At 54.0% G+C, this 13845-nt stretch carries 10 protein-coding genes; all 10 read left to right on the top strand.

From position 1 onward, the window contains the following. Positions 1-12: 12 nt before the first annotated feature. The 10 genes from clpX to AC13DJ_RS09430 all read left to right on the top strand — a co-directional run bounded on the left by clpX (position 13) and on the right by AC13DJ_RS09430 (position 13710). Complete coding sequence (gene clpX, locus AC13DJ_RS09475) at positions 13-1296, top strand: ATP-dependent Clp protease ATP-binding subunit ClpX (protein ID WP_058340078.1); 1284 nt, start codon at positions 13-15, stop codon at positions 1294-1296. Positions 1297-1458: 162 nt separating this feature from the next. After that, positions 1459-2931: a gamma-mobile-trio recombinase GmtY gene (gmtY, locus tag AC13DJ_RS09470; protein ID WP_071547865.1), complete on the top strand. Its 1473-nt coding sequence runs from the start codon at positions 1459-1461 to the stop codon at positions 2929-2931. Then, the gene (gene gmtZ / locus AC13DJ_RS09465) at positions 2928-5549 is read left to right on the top strand and encodes a gamma-mobile-trio integrase GmtZ (protein WP_482933446.1); all 2622 of its coding nucleotides are present in this window, start codon (positions 2928-2930) and stop codon (positions 5547-5549) included. Before gmtY ends, gmtZ begins: the two co-directional genes overlap by 4 nt. Beyond that, positions 5546-6214, top strand: a complete 669-nt coding sequence (gene gmtX / locus AC13DJ_RS09460) for a gamma-mobile-trio protein GmtX (RefSeq protein ID WP_071547863.1) — start codon at positions 5546-5548, stop codon at positions 6212-6214. Before gmtZ ends, gmtX begins: the two co-directional genes overlap by 4 nt. Further along, complete coding sequence (locus tag AC13DJ_RS09455; RefSeq protein WP_071547862.1) at positions 6207-6647, top strand: VPA1267 family protein; 441 nt, start codon at positions 6207-6209, stop codon at positions 6645-6647. The genes gmtX and AC13DJ_RS09455 overlap by 8 nt, the downstream gene beginning before the upstream one ends. Then, positions 6640-8814 (top strand): AAA family ATPase, encoded by a 2175-nt coding sequence (locus AC13DJ_RS09450; protein WP_482933445.1) that lies wholly within the window; start codon positions 6640-6642, stop codon positions 8812-8814. Before AC13DJ_RS09455 ends, AC13DJ_RS09450 begins: the two co-directional genes overlap by 8 nt. A 310-nt stretch (positions 8815-9124) precedes the next feature. Further along, positions 9125-9646, top strand: a complete 522-nt coding sequence (locus AC13DJ_RS09445; protein WP_482933444.1) for a hypothetical protein — start codon at positions 9125-9127, stop codon at positions 9644-9646. Positions 9647-9686: 40 nt separating this feature from the next. Continuing rightward, a complete protein-coding gene (locus tag AC13DJ_RS09440; RefSeq protein ID WP_482933443.1) occupies positions 9687-10256 on the top strand; it encodes a hypothetical protein in 570 nt (189 codons plus the stop codon). Between the two features lie 528 nt (positions 10257-10784). Continuing rightward, the gene (lon, locus tag AC13DJ_RS09435; RefSeq protein ID WP_022988047.1) at positions 10785-13202 is read left to right on the top strand and encodes an endopeptidase La; all 2418 of its coding nucleotides are present in this window, start codon (positions 10785-10787) and stop codon (positions 13200-13202) included. Between the two features lie 235 nt (positions 13203-13437). After that, the gene (locus AC13DJ_RS09430; protein WP_022988046.1) at positions 13438-13710 is read left to right on the top strand and encodes an HU family DNA-binding protein; all 273 of its coding nucleotides are present in this window, start codon (positions 13438-13440) and stop codon (positions 13708-13710) included. The last annotated feature ends 135 nt before the right edge of the window (positions 13711-13845 follow it).

The raw sequence follows: 13845 nt of genomic DNA, 5'->3' as shown, positions 1-13845 counted from the left end.
AGAGGTATTTCAATGGCAGATGAAAGAAACGGCAGAGGCGACGATAACGGCAAGTTGCTGTACTGCTCGTTTTGTGGAAAGAGCCAGCATGAAGTCCGTAAGCTCATTGCAGGGCCCTCGGTGTTCATCTGCGACGAGTGTGTAGACCTGTGTAACGACATTATTCGGGAAGAAATCCAGGAAAATGCCCAGGAAGAGGCCAGCGACCGGCTGCCTACCCCTGCGGAAATCCGGGAGACCCTGAACGAATATGTGATCGGCCAGGATCGCGCCAAGGTGGTTCTGTCTGTAGCGGTGTACAACCACTACAAGCGTCTGCGTTATGGTGAAGGCAAGAGCGACGTTGAGCTGGGCAAGAGTAACATCCTGCTGATCGGGCCGACCGGTAGCGGTAAGACCTTGCTGGCCGAAACCCTGGCCCGCATGCTGAATGTGCCGTTTACCATTGCCGATGCCACCACGCTGACCGAGGCCGGTTATGTGGGTGAGGATGTTGAAAACATCATCCAGAAGCTGCTGCAGAAGTGCGACTACGATGTCGACAAGGCCCAGCGCGGCATTGTGTACATCGATGAAATCGACAAGATTTCCCGCAAGTCTGACAACCCCTCCATTACCCGGGATGTTTCCGGTGAGGGTGTTCAGCAGGCACTGCTCAAGCTGATTGAAGGCACGGTAGCATCGGTTCCGCCCCAGGGTGGCCGCAAGCATCCGCAGCAGGAGTTCCTGCAGGTTGATACCACCAACATGCTGTTTATTTGTGGTGGTGCCTTCGCTGGCCTGGAAAAGGTGATTCAGGAACGGTCCGAGCGCAGCTCCATCGGTTTCTCCGCTACGGTGAAGAGCCCGGACGACAGCAAGAACACCGGCGACATCATCCGTGATGTGGAGACCGAAGACCTTGTGAAGTTCGGCCTGATTCCCGAGTTCGTCGGTCGTTTGCCGGTTGTGGCAACCCTGACCGAGCTGGACGAAGAGGCCCTGGTGCAGATCCTGACCGAGCCCAAGAACGCACTGACCAAGCAGTACCAGAAGCTGTTCGATATGGAAGGTGTGGAGCTGGATTTCCGGGAAGACGCCCTGCGCGCGGTGGCCAGAAAGGCCATGGAACGCAAGACCGGTGCCCGGGGCCTGCGCTCCATCATGGAAGCCACTCTGCTGGATACCATGTACCAGATTCCATCCGAGCACGATGTGTCCAAGGTGGTGATTGATGAAAGCGTGATCAAGGGCGATTCCGAGCCCTTCAAGATCTACGCCAGCAGCGATCACGCCAAGGCGGTACCGGAAGACTGATTTCCGGACCGTCATGGTGCATCAGACAAAGGGGCGGCAACTTCTCTATAGTACATAGAACTGTGTAAATTTGATAAAAACCCCCTTAATTGGGGGTTTCTTTTTCCTGAAGACTGCACTATATATATAGTAAATAATGTGTAATTTGTGTAGGATTCAAGGATGTTTGCAACGAAGGTTACAGCCAAGGTAGTTCAGGATAACAGTGGAGTAACCACAGAGATCCCGGTCATTCTGACCGACCAAGGGGTTTTGGGGTCGGTCACAGATTATGTGCTTAGCCTTCACCTAAATGGCATCTCATTTTCAACAATCACCAACCATATTCAGTCGATTAGACTCCTCATCGAGTTCATGGATGCCAACGAAGGCATGTTCGATGAACCCGAAGCGTTGTTCGCGGGCTTCGTCCGACGGCTCTACAGCGGGACCATCGGTGAAGATGGATTGGACCCCTCTGGCCTGTATTGGATACCGGCCAGTAATGGCACGATACATCGACACATCAGCAATCTGACGAATTTCACCAATTGGCTCTCGGACAAAGGTCTGGGCAAGCCTCTCAATACCTTGCGCACAGCCACTCGACATGAGGAACGCATTCAGTACGCCGCTTGGTTTAGGCGTAACCAGAATGATTTCCTCGGGCACATTAAAGACACCTCGGTTAGTACCACGGTAAAAAGAGCCCGCAGCATCAAGGGCAGAACACCTCTGGCAAAAACCAATGACGATGCCATCGCCTTCCCTACGGGAAAGTTTGAAGACTTCTATATGAAGGGCCTGGGAGGAGCCAAAGACCCGCGAGTTGCGCTGCGGGACAAGCTTATCGTGCTCCTGATGCACGCGACCGGATTGAGGGTGAGCGAAGCACTGTTACTCTGGGTCACCGATGTCTTTGAAGACCCCTCCGATCCAGATCGGGCAATCGTGAGGATCTACAACGAGATAGAAGGTAAGGCACCTGAAGGCTGGAAGTCCCGAAAAGGGATAAAAACCCGCAAGGCGTACCTTCAAGAAAAATACGCACGCATCCCGCGCCAGGAGATGCAAAAAACCCCACATCTCGGCTGGAAATCCAAAACCCTAGATGACAAGGATGGCTACCTGGAGGCGCATTTCTTCCCGCAAGAGTTTGCCCAAGTATTCATGTCGCTGTGGCGACAGTATTTGGTTTTCCGTGCATCGGTGGAGTGCCATCATCCCTATGCGTTTGTTAGCTTCGACTCTCGCTATCTGGGCAATCCCTATACCTACAATTCCTTCAACCAAAATTATGCGGCTGGGTTAAGACGAATTGGTCTCGAACCCGACAAGACCGTAGGGTTAGATCCACACGGCCATCGCCACAACTATGGCCGTCGATTGACGGATGCCGGAGTCGATCCGCTTATTCGCAAAAAGTGCCTGCATCACGCAAGCCTGGAGTCTCAGGTTCCTTACACCATGCCCTCCAGCGCGAAAGTCTCGGAAGCGCTGTCCCAGGCAACACAACAACTTCAGTTGGGATCGGATAAGGAAAAGCCCCCCGCATCTTTCGATTGGAAGACGCTTGCAGAACACGGTTTTGAAGACATTGATCCAAACGGCCACTTTACGGGCAAGAATCCACGATTGGGCAAAGGTAAATCATGACAAAAAGAAGGACGAGTAAAGGCTACACCACGGATCTGACGCTGGGGTGGGTGACTAAGGAACTGGGGCACAACTGGCTGCAATGGCAGCAGTACGCCGCCGAATGGCTTGCGGAGCAAAACGTAGGCATTGATCTGCGATTAAAATGCTTAAGACACTTCTTTAACTATCTGAACGCTAAAGCCCCGTACGCCGTTGACGTGGCCACGATGTTCAAGGGCCATCCGGGTGGTCACAAGGTGTCCACGGAAGAGTTTGAGGCCTTTCTGGTTAGCAGTGGATCGATTACTAAAAACTCTAAACACATTTCGTCCACGGTCGATTTATGCAATTACATCCTCAAGCACCATTTGAGCGCCGAGGACGATAACGGCGTTGGGCGGCCCCTATTCCCGAATCCGTTCGAGAAAATCACGAATAACACATCAAACACCGAAACCGTCCACAGCCCCTTGCCCTATCGCTACATCCAGCAACTGAGGCACATCCTCTGCCCCTATCCAACCGACGACCCCGGCAATAAAACGCCGTGGGTAGGCCACCATTTCCGGGACTGGCAATGGGCCATCGATCACCTTCAGTCTGGCAATGGGGCATGGGTGGAAGTGCCGCCCGAGGTCATCGACCCTGATGATCCGGATTGCGTTTTCCGGACTCGGATTGTGCCCAGGAAGGGAGAAAGAGTTGAGGTCCACGAAATCTGGTCGCCGGTCATGGCGATGTTCCTGTTTACCAAGCTGCACCTACCCCTGCGCTCTTTTCAGGTGAGGTTTCTGGACTCCGGCGAAGCCGATACCTGGCGCTATGAAGGTGGGCAATGGGTGGAAAACACCAAGCACCCCTTCAAGTATGGAACGCCCAAGCGACCTTATGAGAAAGGCGTCTTCCGCCGCATATATGACTCCATGACCGAGGGGTACTCGACCGGCCTCTACGTGTCCACCAACAAAACCGCCGATCAAAACAAGGATGAACTTCAGCGGGGATACACCATCCCTTGGCAGCACGAAGAGCTGCTGTATTGGCTGGAAAAGCTCCGCAGTTGGCAGGAAAAATACAACCCGATTAACCGACTGGTCAGTGGCACAGAGCTTAAGCGTAGCCATATTGGCGTCGCTAAATCCAAGCAACAATTGAAACAAATGGGCGAGTTTGCCTTTTTATTCAGGGAGCGTAATTCTGCTTTTCCAATTACCTACACCTCATTGGCTAGTTCGTGGTATCGCCTGTTGTCCAAACTGGAAGAGGATGTCTTCCAGTCGGGCCAAACGATGGCCAACGGGGATCGCCTTCGGTTTGTGAAAGACTACGGCGAGGACTTTGAAGGTACGGAAGCCGCTAAGGTGGCAACGGACTACCCGCTTCACAGCCTTCGGGTCTCCTTGATCACCTGCTACACCATGGACACCGACCTCCCCTTGCCGGTGATCGCGAAGCTTCTGGCCGGCCACACACGGCTTCTGATGACGATCTATTACAACAAGATCACGCCCTCCGTGATGGCCGACAAAATGAAGGAGGCACACGCAGTTCTGTCCGAACGAGGTGAAGGCTCGCTCCGAAACTTCCTGGTGGACGCGGAAATGAGACAGATCCCGCTCCGGGCTGCCTTTCACAACGACCAGCACAATTCCGTCGAGAGCGTGCTTGCCAACCGGAATCCCATCGGCTGGGAGGAACGAGCCACGGGCTTGTGCCTGGTTGGGGGCAACACCGTGCGCTCAGATGAGCTGTCCACCGTAGGCGGGTGCTGGAACGGTGGCCCGATAGTTAGGGGTTCAGAAAGCGCACATTCAAGAGTTTATGGCCCGGTCCCCCTCGGGCCGGAAAACTGTCCCCGCTGTCGCTGGCACATTACCGATGCCACCTATCTTCCGGCTCTCAATTCTGCGTTCAACCAGGTGAGCTACAAGGCGCACCAGGCGGCCGAGCTGTCTGTTCACCTAGAGGGTCAGCTAGAAGCACTAAAGGATGAGCTGTTCATCGCTGAGGAAACCGGTGCAGTGTTTCTCAAGCACAACGAACTTCAGGCGATAGAACGGCGCTACGAGAAGCAGAGGGTGGAGGCGGATGAGTACGCCAAGGATTGCATCGCAATTTTCAACCTGATCAATCGGGTGATCCAGATCGAGAATGGGCGTGAAGAGGACGACGACGGGCAAAAGCTGATCGCGGTCGGCTCTGATGAAGACCTCAAATATAGTATGAAGTTCGTCGAAACTGACTCGGAGTTACTGCACCTGGCACTGCTGTGCGAGGACGCTGAGTTCCACCCCGATCTGCATGATGATCTGCGCAAGACGCCCGCGATAGCCAAGCGTACCAACGCCTTGAGCCGCATGATGGCCCGTTCCGGGTACAAGCCCGTTTTCCTTGAAATGGACGAACAAACCCAGTTGATTGCGGGTAACGTGCTCATGCGCAAGATGGCCAAAATCGCCGCCCCCGAAGATCGGCTTGAGGGCTACCGGATCGCGTCCAATTACATTGAGGCGCAGGAATTCCTGAAAGACGATCGGCTGCTGAAATCCGGGTTTGACGCCGTGAAGAAGATAGCCCCAATCACCTTGCCTACTGAATCCGTGGCGCGGATTCCCGCCCTGGAGGTGGAAGAATGAACATCGATACCAATGCGGTTCTGGAGTCCCTCAAGGACGGTAAAACCGCTAAAACACAGTCGTCCCTGGATACGCTCAACCAGACCCTGAAGGACTACTACGAATCCGGTGCCCGGGACTTCTCCATTACCACCATAGGGCGTGTCTCAGAGGAAAATGACGGCGTTGGCTATCAGTCGATTCGTGCCACCGCGAACAAGCATTACCGGGACCTGATTGAAGCGTGGGCCGCTAAGGCGAAGACCACCACCAAGAAGCCACCGGTAGGGCCTGCCAAGAGACCAACTCAGGACCATCAGTTGCTTGAGCGGATTGATGATACAGCTGTGCGAGCCCTTTTTGGGCAAATCATCCGTGAGCGGGATCGCTACAGGAGCGAAGCCAACATGCTCAAGAACCAAACCCAGATCGTCATCGACAAGCGCCCTACGGTTTACAGTGAACCCCAGTCAGACGCCAGTGTGGAGCTGCTGCCCTCATTGAAGGGAGTCTGCTCTGACAACGAGATTAAAGCCCTGCAAACCGTCTGCACCGATGAGTGGCTCGAAAAGCTCGGGTTCCAGGCGAACGAATTGGGTCAGGTGAAGGATGAGTATGGTGTGGAAATCCTGCCTCGTGGCTTCCTGACCGGGCTCAAGAAGATCCTGGGGGAAATTGATGAGTAATGGTCAGGAAAGAGCACGTCAGAACCTGAGTGCCTTCCAGAGCTGGGTGGCCACCCAAACGGATGACGATTTTAAGCAGATCCTCCATCGGGGCCAGTTAAACCGTGGCGAAGTGGCCAAAGCCATAGGCATCGGAAAGAGCGCGTTGCGCCAGAATCCGGCCATCAAAACGGCATTGGAGAATCTGGAGCAGAACCTGCGTTATCGGGGTGTTCTGCCAGAACTGACCGAAACCGCCAAGGCCCAGCGATCAGAACCCAAACGCTATGATCCCAGCGTTAACAAAAGAGCCATGGAATCGAGAAGGCTCTCAGTGCTGGAGCAGGAAAACATTGAACTAAAGGCCCGGGTGGCAACCCTCGAAGCCAAGCTAAAACGTTACGGTGAACTGTCCGAAGTCCTCACAGAGTTCGGAGTAGCGCCCGATGCATGAAGAGTATTTCCGTGTCACCAGCTGCCAGCATAACGGCTATAAATACACGATCTTCACGGGCGTTCCCCTCAAGACTGACAGTTACAAGATCAACTCGGGCAAATATATCGTCAGCATCCGATGCGAAAACCAGTCCCTGCCTATTAAACCGTCCGTTGGCCAGCAATGGCGGGTGTGTGGTGTAAGGACGCTGGAGACCGTTCAGGCAGGTGATTATCAGCTTCAGCAGCATTTGTATGACGCCCCAGCTGAGATGGAGTGCACGCTGCCCGAGACGGGCGAAGCGCTGATCCGCTTCATTGCCAATGAAAAGGAGTTCACCGGAATCGGTGAGGCCAAAGCACGAGCCCTCTGGGATGCTTTTGGCAGCGATCTGCACCCCATGCTCCAGTCCGACATTACTAAGCACAGAGCCCTTCTCAGAAAGGTTCTCAGCGAGGTTTCGGTAACCGCGCTTTACAACGGCTACGCCAAGTACAGAAACCTTGCGCATGCTAACTGGCTGGCCTCTCTGGGAGTGCCGCTGAGCATTCAGCAACGCATCCTGAAATACCACGATGATCGCACCGTTGAGATACTCAAGAGCAATCCTTACGCATTGCTCGGATTCGGGATGTCTTTTCCCGATATCGATGCCATTGCTGAACAGATGGGTATGGAGAAATCAGCACCGGTGCGGCTCGCAGCTGCTTTAGAAAGCGCGATACGAAAAGAGGTAGAAAAGGGGCACACCTACGCCTCCCATCAGGCGCTCAGGCCCGAGGTGATCAAGCTTCTGGGCAATAAAGCCCTGGTCGCAGAGGCGTTCGCCAGCGGTTATCGCAACGGCCAGTTCATTCTCCGGCCAGAGACCGGCACCTACCATCCTACCGCCCAAATCATAATGGAGTCGGTCGTTGCGAAGCGGCTCAAGGTCTTGGCCGCCACCAAGGATGAAGATGAACCCGTCTTCACGGCGCTCACCGAGGCCGTTCAGGAGTTGCCCTACGACCTGACCGAGCAGCAGCTCCAAGCGGTCGAGTCGAGCCTGACGAATTCGGTGTCCTGCATCACGGGTGGTGCCGGAACGGGTAAAACCACGGTGCTTCGAACCGTGCTCAAAGCCTATGCTGCGCTGGGCTATAAGGTTCATGCGGTCGCTCTGTCAGGGCGAGCAGCCATGCGGCTGCACGAGAGCATCGGATTCTTCACCATGACGATTGCTCGCCTGCTGAGGGAAGAGCCGATCTCGCCGTCACTGGATCAGGCGCAGCATCTCCTGGTCATCGACGAAGCCAGTATGATCGACCTGCCGACCATGTATCGGATCGTTACGCACCTCGATCCCTCGGTACGCATCATCCTGACCGGCGACCCGAACCAGCTACCAGCCATCGGCTGTGGCAAAGTTCTCTCAGACATCGTTGAATCCGGCGCAATCGCTACGGTTGAGCTGAACATCGTCAAACGCCAAGAAGGCTCAACGGGTATCCCGGAATACTCGACCACTATCAACCGGGGCGAGATGCCTCCTTCGTTATCGGTTGGCGCAATCACGTTCCACGAGACGCCTCCGCAGAAGGTGGTCGATAAGTGCAAATCCTTGTATGCGGAGTCACCCTATAACACCCAGATCATTGGAGCCACCAAGGCTCTAGTTGGCGAGGTGAACCGTGAGTGCCAAAAGCTGATCAATCCCGATGGGGAGCGCTTGCAGTTTAGATTGCATGGCGATGAATTCTTCCTCGATATCAGAGTGGGCGACCCGATCCTCTTCACCAGGAACAACTACAACATAGGCATTCAGAATGGGTCTCTTGGCGTATTATCCTCAACAGAGCGCGACACCCAGGACGGCCAGGAAACATTTGGTGTCGTGACACTGGATACCGGCGAAGCCATTTCAATTACGGATGAAGTCTTCGATTGCATGGAGCTTGGCTACGGAATCACGCTCCACAAGGCTCAAGGGAGCCAGTTCCCGAGAATCGTCGTGGCAGTCCAGACGGGGCGTATCTCAGACCGTGCGTGGCTTTACACGGCGATTACCCGTGCCGAGGCAGAGATACATATTGTCGGGCAGGCTAGTGATTTTGCGTCCATCGTAAAATCGGTAAGCAATGCCACCAGGCGGGCGAGTTTCTTGAGGGAGCTGCTGCAAGAGAGGGATTCGGGGGTTAGCCATTAATGGCACGCCCCCTCATCGCCGGTCGCGGCCATCGGGACCTCTCCCTGTACCGCAACTTCATCTTAAACGATCATCGCTGGTCGTCAAATACCTCGAAATCAGCTCATAAACAAAAGCGAACATTCAATTCTGGGCCTGACGGCCTTGCACCGGCCAGCCTTTTAGATGCTTCACCCTGCCAAGGCTGCCGCTTATTTTCAGCGTAAATTGCCAAGGAATTGATACTCATCGCAGCACCAGAAGTCAATTCGTTCTACGGTCAGCTTGGTTACACACGCACAATGATCGCGCCTGGGTTCGGGATGCGCCTATGTATTTGACTGATACTTACAAAGTGGACAAGGCTGTCAACGGAACTTGGCAACTTAAAAGAGCTATATATCCCCGTCTGTACTGGTTCTGGGGAATTACAGCAGTATCCGCTGTTATTTTATTTTTTATTTGGGACAGGCCCCGTTGGGAGCCTTACGTTTATTTTTTTGGCGGATGGATTGGCTTGATGGCTCTGGCTATTCCTTACCACGTTCTCAGGGACAAGCTGATAACGATTGAGAACGATGGTGCTGAATTCGTTCTTCGAGGAAAGCACTTTCTGGGGAAAAAAGGGAAAAGGTTTTCAACCAAAGGCGTTTACCGTATCGGGAGAATAGCTGGTTCCAGCGGCGAAACGTCCAAAAATTATCACATGGAAGTTCGCACTGAAGACGGTCTTCGCTTCATGATGGGTATCAGCTCGCTTGGAAGCATGGAAGAGCAAGCGCTAATCGACCTCGGTAGTGACCTGGAGCGTGCGACCGAAGGCAGGTTGAGGTACTCACCGCTCAACGGATGACTTTTCCAATTCTAATCATGCTAAATGTTGGAGTAGCGTAATGGATGAAGTGACGGATTCGCCAAATAATGATTTCAGGTTGGAAATGGATACTGCGAATCATCAAATAGTCGCCTATCAGGAAAACTATAAGGTACTCGGCTGGTTTCTCTTGATTGCATCACTCTTGCCATTTTCTTCTCTGTTCGTTGCGCCATGGCCGATTTGGTTGGTGATTGGTGCGTTCTGGTTGGTTCTATTCGCTGCTGGAATTAATTTGGTTTTCAAAGAACGTCGACAACGATGGGATCACGCTACTCAAATGGTTTTGTTTGAAGCAAGGTGGCCAGGTAATCAGTTCAAGCCTTATAAAAAAATTCCCATCCGCAATTTCGAAGATGTCCAGATCATGGCCACTCCGCACACTAATCAACGTGGAATTGAAGCAACCGGTCCCAGCGTTTTCGTTAGGGTGAGGCATAGAGGCGATTCTCGACACACCTATCCCGGCAAGAACTCCTGGAAGGTCGCCAGTTTTCCCAGTATGGACTACGCCGACGATGCCAAACTGCTGGCTGCGAAAATAGCTCAGGAGTGTGGCGTTCCTGTTAGAAACAGTTTGGCGAATTAGGTTTGAAATACTGTGAATGAACCGGAAAACGCGAGTAACGAGGTTCACCACCTGAATGTTCGCTTTGCGACCAAAGCTACGGGCGGCCAATTTATTGTGGCATCCTCCAGCTACAGTATGAGTATGGTGGTACGACCATTGCTCACTTTTAAGCATCCCCGAGGAAGTTATCTGTATCTGTGCTCTCACTGGATCACATCGCTGGTCGTGAAATACCTCGGGTGAATCGCCGCTTGCGGCGAGAGGGCAGAGCCCTTGGAGCAAGTGCTCCTATTTTTACACACCAAATTACATACCGTGTAAAAACTAAAAATGCCCCAAAAGCCTTTGCTTATGGGGCATTCACTCACTCACCAACAGAAGTACACAAAATTCACTATATACTCCTGCCGGCCCCTTTTTCATTGGCCTGCTTTCACAAAACCGCATCATCCCGCCCGTGCTTTCCTTTCGTAAAAAGATTGCAATTTTTGTCTGCGCCCCAATGATGGGTGATATGCTGAAAGAAACGCTGTCAGAGGATTCCCTATGACCCGTATACCTGAAGAAACCGTGCAAGAATATCCGCTGCTCCCGCTGCGGGATGTGGTGGTATTTCCGCACATGGTGGTGCCACTGTTTGTGGGCCGAGAAAAATCCATCCAGGCCCTGGAAGCCGCGATGGAGGGCAGCAAGGAAATCCTTCTGGTCGCCCAGAAAGACGCTTCTACCGACGAGCCAGGCCCGAAAGATGTGTTCGACATGGGCACACTGGCTACTGTGCTGCAAATGCTCCGGTTACCGGACGGCACCGTTAAAGTGCTGGTTGAAGGTAATGCCCGGGCCAGCATTACCGGCATTGAAGAAGCCGACTTCCTGACCGGCCAGGCTGTTCTGATGGATGAGGAGTCTTTGCCCGAGCGCGAAGAAGACGTTCTCACCAAGACCCTGATGGGCGAATTCGAGAAGTTCGTAAAACTGTCCAAGAAAGTGCCTTCGGAAGTGTCCAATGCACTCACCGGCATCAATGAGCTGGAGCGCCTGGTAGACACCATGGCCGCGCACCTGGATATGCGCATTCCGGAGAAGCAGGAACTGCTGGAAGCCCTGGATGTACGCAAGCGGGTAGACCTGCTGCTGGGCAAGCTGGACGGCGAGATCGACCTGATCGAGGTTGAAAAGCGCATCCGTGGCCGCGTGAAGAAGCAGATGGAGCGCAGCCAGCGGGAGTATTACCTGAACGAACAGATGAAGGCCATCCAGAAAGAGATGGGCAATCTGGGTGAGGGTAACAACGATTTTGAAGAGCTGGAGCAGAAGCTCGAGCAGGCCGGCCTGCCGGAAGAAGCCCGCAAGAAGACCGAAGCGGAGCTGAACAAGCTGAAGATGATGTCTCCCATGTCTGCCGAAGCCACGGTAGTGCGGGGCTACATCGACTGGATGCTGGCAGTGCCGTGGAAAAAGCGCAGCCGCGTTCGCCACGACCTGGAAAAAGCGCGCGAGATTCTCGACCGGGACCACTACGGCCTGGATGAAGTCAAAAAGCGCATCCTTGAGTACCTGGCGGTGCAAAGCCGGGTGAAGAAGGTCAAAGGGCCGGTATTGTGCCTGGTAGGGCCTCCCGGTGTGGGCAAGACCTCGCTGGGGCAGTCCATTGCCAAGGCTACCAACCGGAAATACACCCGCATGGCCCTGGGTGGCGTGCGTGACGAAGCGGAAATTCGTGGTCACCGCAAAACCTATATCGGCGCCTTGCCGGGCAAGCTGTTGCAGAAGCTGGCGAAGGTAGAGGTGAAAAACCCGCTGTTCCTGTTCGATGAAATCGACAAGATGGGTATGGACCATCGGGGTGACCCGGCGTCGGCCCTGCTTGAGGTCCTGGACCCGGAACAGAACCACACCTTCAACGACCATTACCTGGAAGTGGATTATGACCTTTCCGATGTGATGTTCGTGTGTACCTCCAACTCCATGGATATTCCGCCGGCGTTGCTGGACCGTATGGAGATCATCCGGATTCCGGGTTACACCGAAGACGAGAAGGTCAACATTGCCCTGCGTTACCTGCTGCCCAAGCAGATCAAGGCTAATGGCCTGCGTAAGGACGAGCTCAAGCTGCCGGAAGAGACCCTGCGCGACCTGATCCGCTACTACACCCGGGAAGCCGGTGTGCGTGGCCTGGAGCGGGAGATTGCCAAGATCTGCCGTAAGGTGGTGCGTGAGCACGTAGAGAGCAGTGATAACGCTTCTATTACCCTGACGCCGGACATGCTGGAAGATTATTCCGGCGTGAAGAAGTTCAAGTACGGCCTGGCCGAGGAGAACAACCAGGTTGGCCAGGTGACGGGCCTGGCCTGGACCCAGGTGGGCGGCGAACTGCTGACCATCGAATGCGCCCTGACTCCGGGTAAGGGCCGGGTGGTGAAAACCGGTTCTCTGGGTGATGTGATGCAGGAGTCTATCCAGACTGCGCTCACCGTGGTTCGCAGCCGTGCAGCAGGGCTTGGAATTGCCGACGATTTCCATGAAAAGCACGATCTGCACATCCACGTTCCGGAAGGTGCAACCCCGAAAGACGGCCCGAGCGCCGGTATCGGCATGTGCACCGCGCTGGTTTCTGCACTGACCCGAATTCCTGTGCGGGCCGATGTGGCCATGACCGGTGAGATCACATTGCGGGGCAGGGTACTGCCGATCGGCGGACTGAAGGAAAAGTTGCTGGCAGCCCACCGTGGTGGCATCAAGACCATTCTGATTCCTGATGAAAATGTCCGTGATCTCAAGGAGATACCGGATAATATCAAGGAGTCGCTGGAGATTCGTCCGGTGAAGTGGATTGACGAGGTGCTGGACATTGCCCTGGAATACGCACCGGATCCGTCTGCCGAAAATGCCCCTGGCAAAGCGGCGTCTTCGAAAGCAAAAGAAGATGCCAGTGATGTTACCGAGCGCATAAATACTCATTAATGACGGGATGAGTTGTTGACACGTCGGAGAGCCCATTGGTATAACTGTTTCGCCGTGAAGCAGCCAATACCAAGGGCTCCCGCGCAGTATGTGCCTATTCCGATCACCGGTGAAACACCGCAAGGAATAAAAAACAGAAGAATGGAATTCTCCGACTGCTTATGCGATAGTCGGAAAAGTCCGCTAAAAAAATCCGACCTATAACATCTTCAACCTGAAATCGAAGGGGTTTAGTGTGAACAAGTCCGAACTGATCGACGCAATTGCAGAATCCGCAGATATTTCCAAAGCAGCAGCTGGCCGTGCGCTGGATGCAATGACCAGCTCCATCACCGGTGCTCTGAAGAAAGGCGACCAGGTTACCCTGATCGGTTTCGGTACCTTCTCTGTGAAAGAGCGTGCAGCCCGTACCGGCCGCAACCCGCAGACCGGCGCTGAAATCAAGATCGCGGCCTCTAAAGTACCTGGCTTCAAAGCAGGTAAGGCCCTGAAAGACGCCGTTAAGTAACGGTTCTTTCTTTGGCGGCTTTCGCACGCGGGAGCTGCCGCAGGAACTCGAGGCGCATTCCGTAAAGGGTGCGCCTTTTTGCGTTAAGAAGGGGCTGCCAGAACAGCTTCTCGCCAACAAAACATCCGCACGACC

The organism is Marinobacter sp. L-46 (assembly GCF_056859535.1).
This window is presented reverse-complemented; position numbering and strand designations above follow the sequence as displayed.

What these genes read in the sequence shown, in the direction of transcription:
- AC13DJ_RS09450 (WP_482933445.1), top strand. Translation starts at nt 6,640, where the DNA reads ATGCATGAAGAGTATTTCCGTGTCACCAGCTGCCAGCATAACGGCTAT.
- AC13DJ_RS09440 (WP_482933443.1), top strand. Translation starts at nt 9,687, where the DNA reads ATGGATGAAGTGACGGATTCGCCAAATAATGATTTCAGGTTGGAAATG.
- AC13DJ_RS09445 (WP_482933444.1), top strand. Translation starts at nt 9,125, where the DNA reads ATGTATTTGACTGATACTTACAAAGTGGACAAGGCTGTCAACGGAACT.
- AC13DJ_RS09455 (WP_071547862.1), top strand. Translation starts at nt 6,207, where the DNA reads ATGAGTAATGGTCAGGAAAGAGCACGTCAGAACCTGAGTGCCTTCCAG.
- gmtZ (WP_482933446.1), top strand. Translation starts at nt 2,928, where the DNA reads ATGACAAAAAGAAGGACGAGTAAAGGCTACACCACGGATCTGACGCTG.
- gmtY (WP_071547865.1), top strand. Translation starts at nt 1,459, where the DNA reads ATGTTTGCAACGAAGGTTACAGCCAAGGTAGTTCAGGATAACAGTGGA.
- gmtX (WP_071547863.1), top strand. Translation starts at nt 5,546, where the DNA reads ATGAACATCGATACCAATGCGGTTCTGGAGTCCCTCAAGGACGGTAAA.
- clpX (WP_058340078.1), top strand. Translation starts at nt 13, where the DNA reads ATGGCAGATGAAAGAAACGGCAGAGGCGACGATAACGGCAAGTTGCTG.
- lon (WP_022988047.1), top strand. Translation starts at nt 10,785, where the DNA reads ATGACCCGTATACCTGAAGAAACCGTGCAAGAATATCCGCTGCTCCCG.